This window comes from Desulfovibrio sp. GTC20076, from assembly GCF_055385905.1.
On sequence record NZ_AP039366.1, the window covers coordinates 3,109,341 to 3,126,869 of the forward strand.

General features: G+C 59.7%; 17 protein-coding genes. 8 read left to right on the top strand and 9 right to left on the bottom strand.

Annotation, left to right across the window (positions count from 1 at the left end):
* Positions 1 to 28 precede the first annotated feature (28 nt).
* From ACZ495_RS13550 to dpaL, 3 genes are all read left to right on the top strand, one after another.
* A complete protein-coding gene (locus ACZ495_RS13550; RefSeq protein WP_464262419.1) occupies positions 29 to 682 on the top strand; it encodes an HAD family hydrolase in 654 nt (217 codons plus the stop codon).
* A gap of 55 nt (positions 683 to 737) precedes the next feature.
* Entirely contained in the window at positions 738 to 1,742 is a 1,005-nt protein-coding gene (locus ACZ495_RS13555) for a hypothetical protein (protein WP_407843985.1), read from the top strand.
* Between the two features lie 387 nt (positions 1,743 to 2,129).
* The gene (dpaL, locus tag ACZ495_RS13560) at positions 2,130 to 3,362 is read left to right on the top strand and encodes a diaminopropionate ammonia-lyase (protein ID WP_072311073.1); all 1,233 of its coding nucleotides are present in this window, start codon (positions 2,130 to 2,132) and stop codon (positions 3,360 to 3,362) included.
* Between the two features lie 475 nt (positions 3,363 to 3,837).
* Here the strand turns inward: dpaL and ACZ495_RS13565 are convergent, their stop codons facing one another.
* The 5 genes from ACZ495_RS13565 to ACZ495_RS13585 all read right to left on the bottom strand — a co-directional run bounded on the left by ACZ495_RS13565 (position 3,838) and on the right by ACZ495_RS13585 (position 8,646).
* Complete coding sequence (locus ACZ495_RS13565; protein ID WP_012625662.1) at positions 3,838 to 4,608, bottom strand: methyltransferase domain-containing protein; 771 nt, start codon at positions 4,606 to 4,608, stop codon at positions 3,838 to 3,840.
* Between the two features lie 550 nt (positions 4,609 to 5,158).
* The gene (locus ACZ495_RS13570; RefSeq protein WP_012625661.1) at positions 5,159 to 5,311 is read right to left on the bottom strand and encodes a hypothetical protein; all 153 of its coding nucleotides are present in this window, start codon (positions 5,309 to 5,311) and stop codon (positions 5,159 to 5,161) included.
* 22 nt (positions 5,312 to 5,333) lie between these two features.
* A complete protein-coding gene (hmcC, locus tag ACZ495_RS13575; RefSeq protein WP_012625660.1) occupies positions 5,334 to 6,548 on the bottom strand; it encodes a sulfate respiration complex protein HmcC in 1,215 nt (404 codons plus the stop codon).
* Positions 6,549 to 7,652, bottom strand: a complete 1,104-nt coding sequence (locus tag ACZ495_RS13580) for a 4Fe-4S dicluster domain-containing protein (RefSeq protein WP_012625659.1) — start codon at positions 7,650 to 7,652, stop codon at positions 6,549 to 6,551.
* A 13-nt stretch (positions 7,653 to 7,665) separates the two neighbouring features.
* The gene (locus ACZ495_RS13585; protein WP_012625658.1) at positions 7,666 to 8,646 is read right to left on the bottom strand and encodes a nine-heme cytochrome c; all 981 of its coding nucleotides are present in this window, start codon (positions 8,644 to 8,646) and stop codon (positions 7,666 to 7,668) included.
* Between the two features lie 405 nt (positions 8,647 to 9,051).
* On the opposite strand from ACZ495_RS13585, the gene ACZ495_RS13590 reads away from it, so the two are divergent.
* Entirely contained in the window at positions 9,052 to 9,834 is a 783-nt protein-coding gene (locus ACZ495_RS13590; protein WP_232088804.1) for a carbonic anhydrase, read from the top strand.
* A gap of 236 nt (positions 9,835 to 10,070) precedes the next feature.
* Here ACZ495_RS13590 and miaA read toward each other — a convergent pair whose 3' ends face one another.
* The 4 genes from miaA to ACZ495_RS13610 are packed head-to-tail and all read right to left on the bottom strand — an operon-like array spanning position 10,071 to position 13,768.
* On the bottom strand, positions 10,071 to 11,042 hold the full coding sequence (miaA, locus tag ACZ495_RS13595) for a tRNA (adenosine(37)-N6)-dimethylallyltransferase MiaA (RefSeq protein WP_464262420.1): 972 nt from the start codon (positions 11,040 to 11,042) through the stop codon (positions 10,071 to 10,073).
* Between the two features lie 12 nt (positions 11,043 to 11,054).
* Complete coding sequence (gene coaD / locus ACZ495_RS13600; protein WP_012625655.1) at positions 11,055 to 11,594, bottom strand: pantetheine-phosphate adenylyltransferase; 540 nt, start codon at positions 11,592 to 11,594, stop codon at positions 11,055 to 11,057.
* Positions 11,591 to 12,142, bottom strand: coding sequence for a 16S rRNA (guanine(966)-N(2))-methyltransferase RsmD (rsmD, locus tag ACZ495_RS13605; protein ID WP_072311070.1), 552 nt, complete (start codon positions 12,140 to 12,142; stop codon positions 11,591 to 11,593). The genes coaD and rsmD overlap by 4 nt, the downstream gene beginning before the upstream one ends.
* Positions 12,143 to 12,157: 15 nt before the next feature.
* Positions 12,158 to 13,768 (bottom strand): MBL fold metallo-hydrolase RNA specificity domain-containing protein, encoded by a 1,611-nt coding sequence (locus ACZ495_RS13610; RefSeq protein ID WP_296984455.1) that lies wholly within the window; start codon positions 13,766 to 13,768, stop codon positions 12,158 to 12,160.
* Positions 13,769 to 14,200: 432 nt separating this feature from the next.
* On the opposite strand from ACZ495_RS13610, the gene ACZ495_RS13615 reads away from it, so the two are divergent.
* The 4 genes from ACZ495_RS13615 (at position 14,201) to ACZ495_RS13630 (ending at position 17,512) form a co-directional block, all read left to right on the top strand.
* Positions 14,201 to 14,869 (top strand): LOG family protein, encoded by a 669-nt coding sequence (locus ACZ495_RS13615; protein ID WP_012625652.1) that lies wholly within the window; start codon positions 14,201 to 14,203, stop codon positions 14,867 to 14,869.
* Between the two features lie 140 nt (positions 14,870 to 15,009).
* Positions 15,010 to 15,465: a nucleoside deaminase gene (locus ACZ495_RS13620; RefSeq protein WP_394027123.1), complete on the top strand. Its 456-nt coding sequence runs from the start codon at positions 15,010 to 15,012 to the stop codon at positions 15,463 to 15,465.
* A gap of 133 nt (positions 15,466 to 15,598) precedes the next feature.
* A complete protein-coding gene (locus ACZ495_RS13625; protein ID WP_394027124.1) occupies positions 15,599 to 17,131 on the top strand; it encodes a fused MFS/spermidine synthase in 1,533 nt (510 codons plus the stop codon).
* A 150-nt stretch (positions 17,132 to 17,281) separates the two neighbouring features.
* A complete protein-coding gene (locus ACZ495_RS13630; protein ID WP_012625649.1) occupies positions 17,282 to 17,512 on the top strand; it encodes a hypothetical protein in 231 nt (76 codons plus the stop codon).
* The last annotated feature ends 17 nt before the right edge of the window (positions 17,513 to 17,529 follow it).

A 17,529-nucleotide genomic window follows, 5' to 3' on the forward strand; every position in this document is an offset into this window, starting at 1 on the left:
ATACGCCCGGATGCCGAAAAGGATAATTATGTCACTGCAATGTATTGTTTTTGACTGTGACGGTGTCATACTGGACAGTGTGCCCGTAAAAACCCGCGCCTTTGCCCGCATTGCCGCGCCTTACGGGCAGGAGGCGCAAGACCGCTTTGTCATGTACCACAGCCTGCACGGCGGTGTGAGCAGATACAGGAAATTTGAATGGCTTTACAACGAAGTGCTCGGCCGTGAGATAACGCAGGACGAGTCCGAAAGACTGGGCCGCCTGTTTGCAGAATACGCCCTGGACGAAGTGCGCCGCTGCCCGCTTATTCCCGGCGTCAAGGATGTGCTGGACACCTGGAAGGGCAGGCTGCCCCTCTATGTCTGTTCCGGTGCGCCCCATGAAGAAGTGCAGGCTGTGCTGCGCGAGCGCGGGCTGGATCAGTACTTTACGTCCATTCACGGCTCTCCCCCGGCCAAGGCCCGGCTTCTGGCCCAGATTGTGGCCTCCCTGCCCCTGGCCCCGGAAAATGTGCTTATGGTGGGAGACGCCCCCACAGACCGCGATGTAGCGGAAGAAGTGGGTACACTTTTTTACGGCGTGGGGCCGGATATCAAGCCGGCTTCGGACACCGCCTACCCCTGGGCCGAAGACCTTACGGGTCTCAATGACTGGATTGCGGCCCGCGTGGCCTCGGCCTGAGCAACGTATAACAGCACGCCCCGCAGGTTGCCTGTGGGGCTTTTGCGTCTGAACTATGAAAAAAAGATTATATATACTGCTTGCCTGCCTTATGGCTCTGCTCCTTGCGGGTTGCGACTCCGGCGGCAATGAAGACGCCTTTTCCGCAGCAAAGGAACAGGCACGGCAAGCGCCGGAAACGGATCGCGCCGGGGCCGACAGGGCTTCGCAGGACCGCTTGCCCTATGAAGAGCAGGTTCAGGGGCCGCCGCCCTCACAGGAAGAGCTTGAAAAAGCCGACGCCCTGGTGGCTTTCTATAACGTGGCTGCGGCCACTCTGGCCGAACCCTACTATGCCCAGGCTGAGGCTATGCTGGAAAATGTGCGCCATTACCTGCGGGAATGGACGTTGCCCCCGCGTCCTGCGCCTGGCGGGGATGGCAAGGTGCTTGCGCGTCGTCTGGCGGCTCCTGCGGATATGTTCGGCGAGGATGCAGCCGCGGCCCTTTCCCAGTGGGTCGAAGATATGGAAAAGAGCATCCAGAGCATGCGGGCCGACTACGCGACGCTGGGGCGCTATGTGCGGGATGAAAATATCCGCGATGATGGCGTGAAGGGCCGCGCCCTGGCGGCCAGTCTGGAAAAGGGGCATGAGCGCTTTATGGCCGCCCGGGACGGGTATCTGGCCCTTGTGGAGGAGCGGGCCGTCAAAGCCGAAGAAGCGCTGCTTTACGGGCATCCGCTCAGGCGGCAGATTCTGGAAGCCAGAAATATTTTCAGCCTGTACGTCACCGCGGCGGAGCTGCTGGCCGCCCAGACACCCGACCGCCAGGCTCTCGGGCAGGTGCGGAGCAGGCTTGAGGCCGGGCTGCGCCGGGCCGGGCAGCCGCCATTTCCGGCTGCCCCGGAGGTGGAGCGGGCCTATCGTGATTTTCTTAAACAGGCTGCCCGGTATGAGGTTTTTCTGGCCCGGGGGCTGGACGAAGGCTTTTACAGCCCGGTGCGGCAGGAACTGAACAATACCGCCCAGGAAAGTCGTCAGGCCTATAATATTTTTGTACGCACGGCCAATTCCAACTGAACAGGCCTTTCCGGCGCGGAAAGCAGTGCGGCATTTTCAGACAGGGCAAAAATCCCTGCGGCCTGCAAGGCGCAGCGCAAGGTTTTATGAAAAGAGCGAAAAAGGCCCCTTTTGCATAAGGGGCCTTTCTTGCTACTCTCTTTTGAAGACACTCACTACGCGTTTGCCATGGCAAGCATATGTGTTGCGGTCTTTATCCATACGCCCTTCGGTAGCGGAACTGTCCTGCACTTTTGTGGCATATGTCTGCCCGCGCAGCTGTCAGGGCGTTTCAACGCGAAACTGGTCCAGAAGATATTGTCGCCATGCTGCGGCGGGTCTGCCCGCTGCCGGACACAAGCCTCGGTATATATCAATCGGGCAGCCACGCCCTACAGGAGAGCAGCCGTGAATACTGTCAGCTATTGTCCCAACAGCCTGTGCACAGGCACTGCCGATGCGGCGGATGTTGAGGTCTATGGGCCGGAAGTTGCCCGTGTTGCCCGCGCCTTTCATCAGGGCTTTGACCGCTATGCGCCCACGCCGCTGGTACGACTGAAAAATCTTGCTCATGAACTGGGGCTTGGCGAAATTCTGGTCAAGGACGAGTCGCAACGCTTTGGCCTCAATGCTTTCAAGGTGCTGGGCGGTTCTTACGCGGTGGCGCGTTATCTGGCCCGGCGGCTTGATTTGCCCATGAGCCGGGTCAGCCCGCAACTGCTGCGCTCCGCCGAGGTGCATGAGCAGCTGGGAAAGATTACCCTGGTGACGGCTACTGACGGCAATCACGGCCGGGGCGTAGCCTGGACTGCCCAGCAGCTCGGCATGGGGGCCACGGTCTTCATGCCCGCAGGCTCCGCGCCGGTCAGGGCTGAAAACATCCGCAAGACCGGAGCGCAATGCACCATAACCGACCTCAACTATGATGATACCGTGCGTCTGGCCATGCAGCACGCGCAGGAAACGGACGGCGTGCTTGTGCAGGACACGGCCTGGGACGGGTATGAAGAGGTGCCGCTCTGGATCATGCAGGGGTATACGACCCTGGCTCTGGAAGCAGACGAACAGTGGCGGGATTGCGGACTGCGCCCGCCGACCCATATTTTTCTGCAGGCCGGGGTGGGGTCCTTTGCGGCGGCGGTGCTTGGGTATTTTGCTGCCGTGTGGGGTGATGCCGCGCCGCAGGTCATTACTGTGGAGCCGCAGGCTGCCGACTGCTTTTTCCGTTCCTTCATGGCCGGAAACAGCGCTCCCCGCGCGGTCAGCGGCCATATGCGAACCATCATGGCAGGGCTTGCCTGCGGTGAGCCGAGCAGCCTGTGCTGGCCCCTTTTGCGCGATAGGGCCGTGGGTGGCCTATCCTGCCACGATGTGGTGGCCGCCAACGGCATGCGCATCCTTGCCGCACCGCTGCCGGGCGACAGCCCCGTGTGCAGTGGCGAATCCGGGGCGGCTCCCCTGGGGGCCATCGAGCAGATCATGAAAAATCCGCAGATGCAGGACGTCCGTCAGGCCTTGAGGCTGGACGCAGCCTCCCGCATTTTGCTTTTCAGCACCGAAGGGGATACCTCGCCCGAACTGTACCGCCAGATTGTCTGGTACGGCCGCTGCGCCGGGGTGGAGGCAGGATGGCCGTCATAACCAGAGCATTTTTACTTGAAAATGCTTTGGCGGCTGCGCGAGCAGGCGCAACGTATTTGCGTTGTCAAACGCCGTAGCGGGTGTGTTTTGCCTGTGAGAAGCGGTATTCCCAACGTACAGTCTATATAAGGGCATGACGGGCGGGATCGCCCAGGCCCCAGGACACGACAACGGAATAAAAAGGCCGTACGGATATTGTGATATGCCCCCATCAGAGTAGACAGCGATATAAAGGCCACTAGGCTGAACGCTGTAACCTGATGGGGGTTTTTATGTATTGCGCAAACATTGTGGCTTTGTTGCGTCAAAAAAACATCCGTTGGGTACGCCACTGTGCCGGCTTGCGCCGCAATGCCGCCACTGGCGGCTCCTGTGCGGGCGCAGGCTGTGCACCTGGAATGCCGGATGTACAGGCTTCAGGCGCAAAGGCTGCACGTGTTCATGCGCCCGGCGTTTTCAGCCCGGTGATGGAAAACTATTTTCCGCGAATCCAGTAGGTTTCAAAGCCGTCCTGCAGCCAGCCGTCCTGCACCTGGGTGCACCCTGCCTGCTTGAAAAGCTGACGGTATTCATCGCGCGTGCGCCGCCAGCCCCAGAATTGCTGACGCCGTATCCCCAGATAATGCAGGAAGCCGCGAATAACAATCTTTATGGCGTTGACGAAGCTGCCGATAAAGGAATCCTCTTCCAGCAGGGAGGCCGAAAGCAGGATGATCTCTCCGCCGGGGGCCAGCTGGGCGCGCAGTTCCTGTAGCAGGTAGGTGAATTCGCGCGTGGGAATGCCGTAGTCCACAGTGGAAAGATAGATCATGTCATAGTGGACATCAGGCGGCAGGCAGGCCGGGGGCAGACCGATATAGATGCGCTCGCTGGGAATCTGCTGGCGCAGCCATTTCATGCCGACAGTGCTCGGCTCGTTGACGTGCAACTCCAGCTCGGGCATTTCCTCCAGCAGGATTTTTTCCATATAGCCCACGCCGCTGCCGATAGACAGCACACGCACAGGCTCTGTGCGGGGCTGGGCTTCCCTGGCGACCTGATCACGCAACTGGCCGATGAGCCAGCGGGCGTCTTTGCGTTTGTTTTCGCGCCAGACAGCGGGCAGATCGTCCCAGTTTTTGTAGCGGCGAAAAAGCTCTTCGTAGAACACCGCATAGAACTTGGGTTCCGCCAGATGGAAAAAGGAGATATGCGAAAAGGACGTAAAGGGTATGCCCTGCCAGCTTTCTTGATAAAATCGCCGCACGTCAAGCCTCCGATCATGGCTGCAAGTATGCGTTATTGCAACGCCGAAGCCACTTCACACACTGTCAAGTATACCCCAAGCCACCCCAAGGCGCAATGCGCCGTCAATTGTTCTGCTGTGCGCTTTTTGCACACACAAGGGTTCGTGTGCGCCGCGCAGGGCTGCGGAATCATTGACCTGTATGGCCGGACGGGCCGGTTCCGGTTCGAATCGGTCCGAATCGGCTCGAGCCGGGCAAAAGGGGCAGTGGCTTGCCTGTATGCCCGACATGGGTGGTATGGCGCGCAAGGGTGGCTGTAAAAAGAATCTTTGTCAATGGACGGGGGGCGACACCGATTGGCGCCGCCCCCCGTGTTTCAGACTGTCATTTCAGGGTCGCAGACTCTAGAGCAGTCAACTTTGAAAAAGCTGGAACGCCCTGCGCGGATTTTTTAAAAATCCGCGCCGCGAAATGCTGGCGGGGCGCACTTGCTTCACCGTTACGGCAAAGGAAGCTGCAGGCAGACAGCAGTGATGGTTCGCTGTCAGGCAAGCACGCAGGCGTTATGCTCTAATGGCCCTTGGAGCAGCCGTTGCGTCCCTTTTTTTTGGGGAACAGCACAAAGTTCCAGTACACCACATAGAGGGGCAGAACCACAAACATCATGGCGTAAGCCCAGCTCTTCGTATAGAGGAAGTAATCGTAAAAAGTATGGAATTCCATAGTATTCTCCTCTCCCTGTTGGCTAGTGCTCATCCCTGAAGTCGGGGTGTTCGTACAGCACCGGCATGTGGTAGATGATAAAGCGGTACACGGTCACGATCATCGTTACCACAAAGATGGAAATGCATATTTCCCAAATGCTGGGGAAGTAGCGTTCCGCCGGGGGCAGGTTGTAGTTGAAGGCGATCATGGACACGTTGAAGCGGTTCAGAACGATGCCCAGCACGGTATTGGCCGACGCAATACGGCATAGGGTCAGGTTGCGGTCGCGTGCGCCCTTGGCATAGAGCAGGGCGGGCAACAGCACGAAGCCCAGCATTTCAACCAGCCACCAGGCCCCGTAGCCCGAGAAAACGTAGGGCAGGTTGGCCTGCACAAGCATGTCGATAAGCTTGAGCATGAAGTAGGCGAACAGGATGAAAGAAGCAGCGCGGGAAAAGCTGAGGACCACGCCGTCAGATTCACGCAGGTGGGTTTCGTCCATGTAATGGTGCAGACCCTTGTGGGCAAATATGCCTTCAAAGATGACCATGGAGGCTCCGGCAGCCATCGAGCTGACGAAGAAAAACATGGGCATGAAGGGCGAATACCACAGGGGGTGCAGTTTTTCAGGCGCAATCAGGTAGAGCGCGCCCAGTGACGACTGATGCAGGGTGGACAGGGTAACGCCAAAAATGGTGAGCACGATGGTGCTGTGCACCACGAGCCTGCGCCATTTGATAAGGCAGGGGAACTTTTGTGCCAGCCATTCCATAGGCGCCACGGAAAACTCGATGAAGAGTACCGTAACGTAGGTGGCCACGCACAGGCCCACTTCAAAGAGTACCGAGGTGGTTCCCGGGAAGAAGAACATGAAGGGCAGCCGCAGTGGATGGCCCAGGTCATACAGAAGGGCCACGACCACAAAACCGTAGCCGAGAAAGGCCGTGGTAATGGCCGGGCGCACGGCGGAGTGAAACTGCTTCATGCCCATGACGTAGCAGGCCACGGTGGTAAAGTAGCCACCTGCCGCCAGCGCCACGCCGCAAAGCAGGTCAAAGCCGATCCAAAGGCCCCAGGGCTGGGTGTTGCTCAGGTTGGTGACCGAGCCGATGCCCATGGTAAAGCGGATAACGGTAATTATCAGGCCCACCGTCAGGATGATGGCGGTGATGATATTGCCCGGAGTAGGTTTGAGAAACTCGTCCAGGTTAAACAGCTTGCCCTTGCTGGGAATGACGATGCTGTGCTGTGACATTTACTTATCCTCCCCGTGCCCCGTGCACGCCGTTTCGCGGGCCTTGAGGGCCTCTGTCATGGCGCGGCGGGCCGTATCGGCAGCGCCCGGCCCCTGGGTTTCCTCAATTTTGCGTACGGCGGCGTCAACGGCGGCGGCCACGTCTTCACGGGCCTCCTTGACCTTGCCATCCGTTTCAGCCTTGTACATGGCTTCGCGACGTTTGCTGATGGCGTAAGCACCGCCGAAGAGCACGGGCCAGAAGGCCACGATCATAGGCACTGCGCCCAGAGCGCCGTAGGTCAGCTCGCCCATGGGGCGGTTGCCGAGATGGGTATCAAGGCCGAGCTGCTTCAGTTCATCGCCAGCCAGCGGAGCATCATCCGCCGGAACAGCCGCGGCTGCCTGTCCCACTGCGGGGCTGAGCACCATCCAGGCAGTGCCGCCTGCGTCAAACTCGCCATAGAGGTAGTTGACGTACTTGCCGGGATTATCGGCAATGCGGGCGCGGGCCACTCGGATCAGGTCGCTGCGGCGGCCGAAGGTGAGGGCGTCCTTGGGGCAGGCCTGCACACAGCCGGGCAGCTTGCCTTCCTTGAGCAGCGGCTCGCAGAAGGTGCACTTTTGCACGAGGGGGTCAAAGGCCTCATCGTACTGGAAGCCGGGAACATAGAAGGGGCAGGCGACCATGCAGTAACGGCAGCCCACGCACTGTGAGCCTTCGTAGTGAACAGCGCCGTTGGGCTGCTTGGTAAAGCACTTGGCAAAGCAGGCGGAAGCGCAGGCCGGGTCGTTGCAGTGAAAGCACTGCAGCTTGCGGAATACGTCCTTGCCGTTGACCTTGTACTTGTTCACCACGGTCCATTCATATTCGCCCGTGCGGCGGTGCGTGTCGCACACCGTAAGGTCGCTGAAGGGTTTTTTGGGTTTGGGCAGGTGGTTGACCTTGTTGCAGGCCTCTTCACACTTGCGGCAACCGATGCAACGGGTGGTGTCGTGCAGCACCCCGTAACTGTCTGCGTAATATGGGAAGGTATGGGGGCCGGCCTGGGCCACCTTGGCTGAGCCAAGGGCCGAGACCACGCCCGCGCTTCCCAGAATGGTCAGAAATGTTCTGCGTTTCATATCTTACTCCATGCTAGTCGGCGCTCTTGGGCGCAGCCTTATGGCAAGTGGTGCAGTCGGTGTCACGAGGACGCGCGACATCCATGCCCTTGTGGCAACCCATGCACTGCAGATGGTAGGCGGCCATAAGGTTGGGACGACCGGGATTGGCCTTGTCGATCTCCTTGGTGTGGCAGCTGCCGCACTTGGGAGGCGTAAGGGAAAGCGGGCTTCTGTGGTGGCAGGTAGCGCACAGGATTTCAGGCTTGTTGTGGAAAGCCTGGGCCAGCTTGTCGTCCTTGATTCTTTCCATAAGAGACGTGAGGTGGCGGCGGTGGGTAAAGTTGCTCGGCTCGTACTTGTCAGCCAGGGCATCAATGACCACCTTGTAGGGGGCCAGCATGGGGGAAACAGGCTCAACGGTCTTCTGGGCCAGCACGGTTTCTGCCGCCAGAGCTTCGTTATCGCCGGGCAGCAGGGTGCCGTTAATGCCCTTCTGCATCTGTTCGGGCGTCATTGAAGGCGTGATGTTGTGGCAGGTGGCGCACCATGCCTCGTCACGCTTGGGCGTGACAATGGCGTGACAACCCGCGCATTCGCGCCGCTCTTTGGTTTGCTGTTCGTGACAGCTCACGCAGCTGACGGGCGTGTTGCCCTTGGCGCGTTTGGCGATATTGGTGGCATGCATGGCGCGGTCAAGGGTGATGTAATTGCCCTCGGCCTTGCCTTCTACCGTGTGACAGGTGCTACAGGACACCGGATCGCCCGTGTGGTGACAGGTCTCGCAGTTGTCAATCTTCTTTTCGTGGATAAGATGGTTGAAAACCACGGGTTTCATGGCCGCGCCCTTGGGATTGGGCTTTTCGCCGACCGGAAACATGACTATAGCCGATGGCGCGCCGCTGTCTGTTGGCTCCAGGGCTGCGGCCTTGGCCGTGCCTCCCATCGCCGTGAGACACGCCGCGCCAGCCAGGGCTATAGCCGCCAGCAGAAGCAGTGATGTGCCGTTCCTCATGTGCTTGTCCTTTTGCATTCAGACATTACCCCAAGCCCGCCACTCAAGGGTGGCGGGATCCTCCGGCCCCGCCGATCCCTGCGGGGGGCAAACACGCAGATATTGCAACGGTATCGCAGGCTGCAAGACTCGTCAAGGAGGTCAGAGACTTGGAACGGCTTCTCATGCTTGGAAAAACAAGGAGATTGAGAAATATTTCATTAAAAAATAGGTTTTTATTTTGGCGGTTCGCGCCAATGCTTTTATTTGTTTCTCCACGTTGTGCATAACTGGCACATGCTCCGGCGCGGGCAGATAAAAGTAAAAATTTTATGGAATGTGGCCTGAAAAGGACGATGTGTGCGCTTTGCGCTTGACCTACAGATAAAGATGCTCTACGTGCCAAGATGATTTGGAAGCAGCGTGATGATACCCCGGCCCTGCCGGGGAATGCGCCCCCCCCTTTACGGGCCGTGCCGTCTTTCCGCAGAGGACGGCATCCACGGGGTGCGCCTGCCGCCTGAATGGCTGTGGAATGAAGGGCTGCGTAACCCCAACGGAGGATCGTTGATGAAGAATGTTGAAAGCCTGTTACAGGGCAACGAGCTGTTTCAGAAAAATTATTTCAGAAAAAATGAATCCCAGCTTCTGGATCTGGTCAGCAGCGGGCAGCACCCCAAGGCGCTTTTTATCGGTTGCGCCGACTCCCGGGTTATTCCCTCCCTCATAACCAACGCGCCTCCGGGGCAGCTTTTTGTCTTGCGCAATGTGGGCAACTTTGTAGCTCCCTATAAGCCGGACGAAGATTATCACGCGACGGCTTCCGGCATTGAATACGCGGTCACCACGCTGAACATCTCGGAAATAATCATCTGCGGGCATACCCACTGTGGCGCCATTGAGGCGCTGTACAAAGACATCAACGGCAAGCAGCTTATCCATACGAAAAAATGGCTGTCCCTCGGCAAGAAAGCCAAGGACCTTGCCCTGCTGGCCCTGGGCAAAAATGCCGACAGGGAAAAACTGCTGCGCCTGACCGAAAAACTTTCCATCATATTCCAGATCGAAAACCTGCTCACCTATCCCTATGTCAGACGCAAGGTAAACAAGGGTACGCTGCATATCCACGGCTGGCTCTATCACATCGAGTCCGGCGAAATGGAATATTACGATCCTGATGAACACGAGTTTCTTACACTGAACAAGTGAGTTCGGGCGCTCGTCGCGCAGGGGTGCGGATGCGGCCATCATCGGCATTGTTTGCGCGGTGTGTAGTGGATGCATTTGCGGTGAGAGAAAAGGCTGCTCTTCGGGATGGGGTTTTGTCGCCCTGCGGGGTTGCTGGGGCAGGGGAATGGCTTGTCCTTTGAGAGGGGATTTTTATCGCCCTGCGGGCGCGGGGGCTTTTTCTTTATTTCTTATTTGGGCCGCCTGCGCGGCGGGCGTCACACCCCCGCTGGCAGGCGCACCCCCGCGGCCTTGACTACGGCATCCACATTGTCGAGGGGCAGCCACACGGCCTCGGGCCGCGCGCGAAACCAGGTGAGCTGGCGCTTGGCGTACGCCCGCGTGTTGCGCAGCCAGAGATCGCGGCATGCGTCAAAACCCAGGCGGCCCCGCAGAAAGGCGAGGGCCTCTGCGCAGCCGATGCCCGTCCAGCCGGGGGCATCGTCATCATCACAATTCCTGAGTGCTGCTGCAGCTTCATCCATAGCGCCGGATTCAAGCATCATGTCCAGACGGCGGGCAAGGCGCGGCTCCAGCCAGGGCAGGGGGGCATCCAGCACAAGCAGCGGTCCGTTGCAGGGCGGGCGGCTCATGGCGTGCTTGTGCCACCAGGTGAAGGGCTTGCCTGTGGCCGCATGCACCTCAAGGGCGCGCACGATGCGCTGCCTGTCGTTAGGATGTATGCGGGTTGCGTAGTCCGGGTCCACGCGGGCCAGTTCGGCGTGCATGGCCTGCGAACCGACGTCTTCCAGGCGGGCGGTGAGGGCCGCGGTGAGGGCCGGATCCACCGGGGGGATTTCGGCCGTGCCGTGCAGCAGGGTCTGGAAGTAAAGCCCCGTGCCGCCCACCAGCAGGGGGATTTTGCCTCTTGAAAGAATCTGCCGCGCTGTGGCCTGGGCCTGCGCAGCCCATCGCCCGGCACTGATTTTTTGCGCTGTGGGCAGAAAGCCATACAGATGGTGCGGGCAGCAGGCCAGTTCCTCGGCAGAGGGTTGAGCCGTGATGCGGGGAAAATCGGCATATACCTGGCGCGAGTCCGCATTGATGACTTCACCGCCAAGAGCCTCGGCCACGGCAAGGGCTGCGGCTGTTTTACCTGAGCCTGTAGGGCCGGCAAGACAGATGACGGGCAGTGCTTCGGATGGCGGAGCGGCCTGTGCCGCCCCGCCGAAGATGCTGTTGCTTGGCATGGGGGTATCGCTTCAGGAGGTGCGGAATCCGCCGTGTGGCGGAGCAAGGCATGGGGTGCCCTTGGCGACCTCGCCTTTTTCGTATTTTTCCAGAAGGGCCAGGCGCACGTTTTCGGGTACAAGGCCCTTGATGTCTGCACCGTGGCTGGCAGCGGCCTTGACGATGGTGGAGCTTATGAACAGCCACTGATAGTCGGTCATGAGAAAAACCGTCTGGATGTGGCGTTGCAAGCGGCGGTTCATGAGGGCCAGCTGGAATTCATATTCAAAATCAGAGGCGGCGCGCAGCCCGCGCAGCAGGGCGCAGGCCCCGCGCTGAGCGGCGTATTCCACCGTCAGACCAGAAAACGGTTCCACCCGGGCGCGCGGCTCGTCTTTGAGGGCCTCGCGGGCCATGTTCACACGTTCTTCGTGGCTGAACAGGGGGCGCTTGGGCGTATTGTCGGCCACGGCCACGATAATCTGGTCAAAAACTTCGCACCCGCGCCGGATAAGGCTGAGATGACCATTGGTCAGCGGGTCGAAGGTGCCGGGGTACATGGCTACTCTCATGATGCTATCCAGATACAGATGCGGGTCTGGCCCAGCAGCCTGTCGGTTTCCAGGGTGAAGCCCTGCGGCACGGCAAAGCGCGCCTCCTTTTCAATTTCCGCCGTCACAAAGGCTCCGGGCGCAAGCCAGCCATGGGCTGCCAGAAGGCGCAAGGCTGGTTCCGCCAGTTTTTTGCGATAGGGCGGGTCCATAAAAACAAGGTTGTATGGCTCCTGCGGCGGCCGCTTGAGCACTTTGAGCACATCGTCTTTCACAAGTCCGGCCTCGACCTGTACGCCGAGGTTTTCCACATTGGCCTGAAGGCAGCGCATGGCTGCGGTTGAGCTTTCCACCAGCAGGGCATGCGGGGCGCCCCGGCTGATGGACTCAAAGGCAAGGCTGCCGCTGCCCGCAAAAAGGTCCAGCACCCGCGCCGTGGACCATATCAGTCCACGGGCGGCAAGCATTGAAAAGAGGGCCTCGCGGGTTCTGCCCATGGCGGGGCGATAGCCTTCACCCTCTACAGTCTTCAGAATACGGCCGCCAAGGCGGCCCGCTATGATGCGCATGGTGTTTTCATTCTCCTACATGCGCGAAATAAGGCGCGTGAGGGCATAGTCCATTTTTTCCAGGGCTTCCTGCAGGTCGGTCTGTTCCACCCAGGGGCGGGCTTCAACATCAGCCAGCTTGCCCTTGAACATATCCCACTTGCGTTCCACTTCGCCGGTAAGAAAGCCCCAGTCGACCCTGGGATGGGCTTTGGTTTCGTGGGTAACGGTGGCGGTAACCTCGCAGCCGTCCAGCACCATCTCTTCAAGGTAGGCGGCAATACGCGGCTTGAGGCCGAAGCGCTGGCGGATAAGACCGGCCAGTGTTTCCTGTGCCTTGATTTCGCCGTGGGTCAGTACTACCTGGGCACAGTTGTGGGCCAGGGGGGCCAGCCAGTCCAGGAGCTGGCTCTGCCCGGCATGCCCTGAAAAGCCGTTAATGGTGAAAATGCGGGCCGCCACGTCCATATCTTCGCCGAACAGGGTTATTTTCTTGGCTTTTTCAACAATTTTGCGCCCGGGCGTACCCACGGCCTGATAGCCCACAAAGACGATGCTCGCGCCGGGCTTCCAGATATTATGGCGCAGGTGATGGCGCACGCGGCCCGCATTGCACATGCCGCTGGCGGAAATGACAATGGCCGGTCCCTTGTAGTCGTTGATGGCCTGGGATTCCGCCACAGACAGGGTGTAGCGCAGGTTGGGCAGCGCAAAGGGATTGTCGCCGTTATTGAGCAGTTTTTGCGCGGCGTCGTCAAAAAGTTCCCGGTTGCGCTCAAAAACTTCTGTGGCGCGGATGGCCAGGGGGCTGTCCACGTACACGGGCATGTCTTCGGGCAGTTTGCCCTGCTTGCTCAGCGTGTGCAGGCAGTACAGCACTTCCTGGGTGCGCTCCACGGCAAAGGCCGGAATAATGACCTTTTCGCCCTTGCCGTAGCTGTAGGCGATGGCTTCGGCCAGTTCCTGGTCGCTGGTTTCTTCGTTTTTATGGTCGCGGTCGCCGTAGGTGGACTCCATAAACACATAGTCAGCCTGTGGCGGGCTTTCTGGGCTGCGCACAATGAGGGCCTGCGGGCGGCCTATGTCGCCGGAAAAGATGAGGCTTGTGGTTTTGTCGTCTTCATCGGCCTCGATGCGCACCGAGCCGGAACCAAGAATATGCCCCGCATCATAGTACGTGACGCGGATGCCAGGAGCAGGCTCAAAAGTTTTATGGTAGTCCACAGCGGAAAAAAGCGATACGGCCTTTTGCGCATCCTCGACGGTATAGAGGGCGGCAGGGGGATTTTTAAGGCCCCGGCGCATGTATTTTTTGGCTTCCCACTGTGCTTCCATTTCCTGAATGTGGGCGCTGTCCTGCAGCATGAGGTCCAGCAGTTCGCTGGTGGCCTTGGTGCAGTATACGGGATTGTTGAAGCCGTCGCGCACGATCCGGGGCAAAAGGCCCGAATGGTCTATATGCGCGTGGGTAATAAGCACAAAGTCAATGTCTGTGGGCCGGTAGACTTCGATTTCGCGGTTGCGGGCGTCAATGGCCTTGTTGCCCTGATGCATGCCGCAGTCAATGCAGAAACGCTTGCCGCATGCTTCAATCATGTAGCAGGAACCGGTCACGGTTTGCGCCGCGCCCAGAAATTGGACCTTCATCATGGCCTCCGGTAAGAGTTGGCGGCAAAAGGCCGCCGGATATACCGAGGCGGCAGGCGGGCTTTTGCGCGTCCGTTTTTCCGCCTTGGCAACGCTGTTTTCAAGCATGGAGATGCGTTTGGACTGCGCGCGGTCCATAATGCCCGGGCGCGAACGGTAAACGCCTTCGGCGCGGTCGTGTGTTGCGACACGCCGCGCAGGACTTTTTTCCATAGCCGTTTGGGGCGCGTAGCGTCAAGCTGTCCTCCCTGTTCGCCTGTTGCGCGGTAAAGCTTCGCATTGCCTTTACGCAACGGGACACATATACTGCGACCCTGATTACACTGCTGCCGCCTGCGGGCGGCAGGGTACATTCATGCGCTTCCGCCCCGGGCGGCTAACCGGCCGCAAGCCCCGCTGCCCGGAATACCGGAAGATACAAAAGGAGTATCCATGCCTGAACTGCAACAGAATATCGTGGACGATCTCGCCTCCGTGACCACTGAATCCTGGCGTACCTTCCGCATCATGGCCGAAATGGTAGAAGCCCTGGACACCCTCAATGCGCTCAAGGTCAACTGCATCTCCATTTTCGGCTCTGCACGCAGCACCGCCGAAACGCAGGAATACAAGGATGCGGAAAAAATCGCCAAACTTCTGGTAGATGCTGGTTTCGGCATCATCACCGGCGGCGGTCCCGGCGTTATGGAGGCGGCCAACAAGGGCGCAAGCGAGGCCGGGGGCGAGTCTGTCGGGCTGCACATCCATCTGCCGCACGAGCAGGGTTGCAACCAGTACGTTAAAACCCGCTGTAATTTCCGCTACTTCTTCATCCGCAAATTCATGTTCGTCAAATACGCCATGGCGTATGTGGTCATGCCTGGCGGTATGGGAACCATTGACGAACTTTCTGAAGCTTTTGTTCTGGCCCAGACCGGCCGTACGCGCCCCTTTCCCATAGTGCTGTATGACTCCAGCTTCTGGAGCGGCATGGTGGAATGGCTGCGCAAGAACATGGCCGGGCGCGGCTTTATTAACGAGAAGGAAATAGACCGGCTTATTACCGTATGTGATACGCCGGAAGAAGTGGTCAACCATCTGCGCAAGATTGTCATCCTTTAGGATACCGCATGTGGCGTGATGTGCCGGACGCTTCTTTCCCCTTCCCCGGCGGGTCACGCCTCCGGGGCGGGGGATTTCGCGCTTTTGCACCTGCCGGGCCGGTGCCAGCGGCCCCGCCCGGTCACACATGGGAATGCCTCATGGATCGCGCCCTTGACCGGGCGCGCCACGCTGCCGCCCTGGGGGAAGTTCCCGTGGGGGCAGTGCTGGTTGCGCCTGACGGCAGGGTGCTGGCCGAAGAGGGCAATGCCCCGGTGGCCCTGAGCGATCCCACGGCCCATGCCGAAATACTGGCGTTACGCTGCGCGGGTCAGATGCTTGGCAATTACCGGCTTGGCGGCTGCGTACTGGTGGTTACCCTGGAGCCGTGCGCCATGTGCGCGGCGGCCTGCATCCATGCCCGGCTGGCCGGGCTTGTTTACGGTGCAGCGGACGATCTGGCCGGCGCCGTTGTTTCCCGCGCGGAATATTTTGACGCCCAGAGCGCCAATCACAGCCTGTGGCACATGGGGGGCGTGCGCGGCGAAGAGTGCGCGACGCTGTTGCGTGATTTTTTTGCCGTGCGGCGTGAGCGCGCAGATTTTTCCCCCGGGTAGCGGCCCTGCCCGGTTTTCCGGCCGGATGCCGTAGCGGTTCTGCACATTGCTGCAGGAGGTCAGACGTTCTGTTTCTGAGACAGCATTTTTTCATTGGGTCTTGTCCCGGAGCAAGAAGCCGGAAAGGAGTGCCATGCTGGAACTGACGGTTTTTTTTAGCGGCGCCCTGGTCATGGTGCTGGAAATGGTGGGCGCGCGCGTGCTGGCCCCTTATGTGGGCACATCAGCCATTGTCTGGACCAGCCTCATCGGCGTGGTGCTCGCCTGTCTGGCGCTGGGGGCCTGGGCTGGCGGCCGTATGGCCGACAGGCATCTTTCCCGCAGGGGGCTTGCCCTTGCCCTGGCCGGAGCCGGGGCGGGCAGCGCGCTTACGGCCCTGTGTCATCCGCTGGTGGGCCAGTGGGTGACCGAGGGCATCGGCAATCTGTATGTGGCCGCTGTTGCCGCCGCTGTGGGAATCTTCGCCTTGCCCGCCTTTTTTTTCGGCATGGTCAGCCCCTACGCCATCCGTTTGCGCATCGGCAGCCTGGACACGTCCGGGGCCACGGTAGGGCGGTTGTACGCCCTTTCCACGGCGGGCAGCATTCTGGGAACCTTTCTGGGCGGGTTTGTGCTCATATCGTTTTTTGGCAGCTCGTCCATCTTGTGGGGGGTGGCTGTCTGCATGCTGGCCCTTTCATTGTGCAATGCGCCGGGCGGGGCCAAGGGCAGGGCAGCCCTGCTGGCCCTCTGCATTTTGGGAACCGCGATCAACGGCATGTACGGAAACTGGCGCGAAGACAGAGGCAGCATGCATCTTGTGGAAAGCCCCTATAACAGCATCCGCGTTTACGAAGGCACGGACTGGGGCGAGGGCGGCCGCGCCGTGCGGCTCATGGCTACGGACCCGGGGTACAGCCAGTCGGGCATGTATCTTGACGCACCGGACGAGCTTTATTTTCAGTATACGCGGTTTTATGCTCTGGGTCCCTACTTTGTGCCTCATGCCCGCTCCATACTGATGCTGGGCGGCGGGGGCTATTCCGTGCCCAAATGGATTCTGGCGGGCAAATCGGCCCTGGCTGCCCCCGAAGATGTGCGCATGACTGTTGTGGAAATAGATCCGGCCATGACTGACGTGGCCCGGCGCTGGTTTGCCCTGGGCGACGACGCGCGCCTTTCGGTACGCCACGAAGACGCCCGTGCCTTTCTGAACAGGCAGGACGGGCGTTTTGACCTGGTTTTTGTGGATGTGTTCAACTCGCACTATGCGGTTCCCTTTCAGATGGGAACGGTAGAGGCGGCGCGGGCTTTGCGGCGGGCCGTGGCCCCGGGCGGCGCCGTGCTCATGAACGTCATTTCTGCCGTGGAAGGAGAGGATGGCCGCCTGTTTCAGAGTATTTTCAAGGCATTGTCCACATCATTCGCAGAGGTGCAGGTATACTGCGTGTCGCGTCCCGACAGGCCCGGCGAGGTGCAGAACCTTATGGTGGCGGCTTTTCCTGAAAAAAGAGACAGGGCCGCACCGCTGGCCGCTGGGAGCACACAGGTACAGCTCACGGAGCAGAAGCCTGTGGAAATGATGCTGGCTACAAGGTACACAGGGCCGCTGGATTTTGCTACACTGCCCCTGACCGACGATTTTGCCCCGGTGGAGCGTTACGCCCTCATGCTGCTGCGGCAGTGATCCCTGCTGCTGTGCCTTCCGTGTCGCCGTTTTTCTGCGGGGAGCGCTCCGCACGGGGTTTTGTGATGCTGCGCCGCAGTCTGGCCCCCTTGCGGGATGGCGGCGAAAATTGTAGCCTTGCCTATCAGAAATTAAAGGAGGCAGCATACTATGAAGTTCAACACTGTCAGCCCGCTGAGCATCAGTGAAAATGTTCTGGGTATTCTCGGCAACAAGATAGCTTCGGGCAGAGAGCTGACCATGGCCGAACGCATGATGGCCCTGTCCGCCTCCGGGGCGATTGTCGCCAGTGCGTACGGCCCCGGCCCTACGGAAATGGTGGTCAAGACGCCCGAGCTACCTGAAAACGTCAAAGGCATGCTGGCGAATTACGCCGGATAGATTCCGCTCCATCGGGG

Bases quoted from the DNA above. Each gene is read 5' to 3' on its own strand.
- ACZ495_RS13550 (WP_464262419.1), top strand. From the start codon at position 29: ATGTCACTGCAATGTATTGTTTTTGACTGTGACGGTGTCATACTGGAC.
- ACZ495_RS13555 (WP_407843985.1), top strand. From the start codon at position 738: ATGAAAAAAAGATTATATATACTGCTTGCCTGCCTTATGGCTCTGCTC.
- ACZ495_RS13570 (WP_012625661.1), bottom strand. From the start codon at position 5,311: ATGGAATTCCATACTTTTTACGATTACTTCCTCTATACGAAGAGCTGG.
- hmcC (WP_012625660.1), bottom strand. From the start codon at position 6,548: ATGTCACAGCACAGCATCGTCATTCCCAGCAAGGGCAAGCTGTTTAAC.
- ACZ495_RS13580 (WP_012625659.1), bottom strand. From the start codon at position 7,652: ATGAAACGCAGAACATTTCTGACCATTCTGGGAAGCGCGGGCGTGGTC.
- ACZ495_RS13585 (WP_012625658.1), bottom strand. From the start codon at position 8,646: ATGAGGAACGGCACATCACTGCTTCTGCTGGCGGCTATAGCCCTGGCT.
- ACZ495_RS13590 (WP_232088804.1), top strand. From the start codon at position 9,052: ATGATACCCCGGCCCTGCCGGGGAATGCGCCCCCCCCTTTACGGGCCG.
- miaA (WP_464262420.1), bottom strand. From the start codon at position 11,042: ATGCCAAGCAACAGCATCTTCGGCGGGGCGGCACAGGCCGCTCCGCCA.
- coaD (WP_012625655.1), bottom strand. From the start codon at position 11,594: ATGAGAGTAGCCATGTACCCCGGCACCTTCGACCCGCTGACCAATGGT.
- rsmD (WP_072311070.1), bottom strand. From the start codon at position 12,142: ATGCGCATCATAGCGGGCCGCCTTGGCGGCCGTATTCTGAAGACTGTA.
- ACZ495_RS13610 (WP_296984455.1), bottom strand. From the start codon at position 13,768: ATGAAGGTCCAATTTCTGGGCGCGGCGCAAACCGTGACCGGTTCCTGC.
- ACZ495_RS13615 (WP_012625652.1), top strand. From the start codon at position 14,201: ATGCCTGAACTGCAACAGAATATCGTGGACGATCTCGCCTCCGTGACC.
- ACZ495_RS13620 (WP_394027123.1), top strand. From the start codon at position 15,010: ATGGATCGCGCCCTTGACCGGGCGCGCCACGCTGCCGCCCTGGGGGAA.
- ACZ495_RS13625 (WP_394027124.1), top strand. From the start codon at position 15,599: ATGCTGGAACTGACGGTTTTTTTTAGCGGCGCCCTGGTCATGGTGCTG.
- ACZ495_RS13630 (WP_012625649.1), top strand. From the start codon at position 17,282: ATGAAGTTCAACACTGTCAGCCCGCTGAGCATCAGTGAAAATGTTCTG.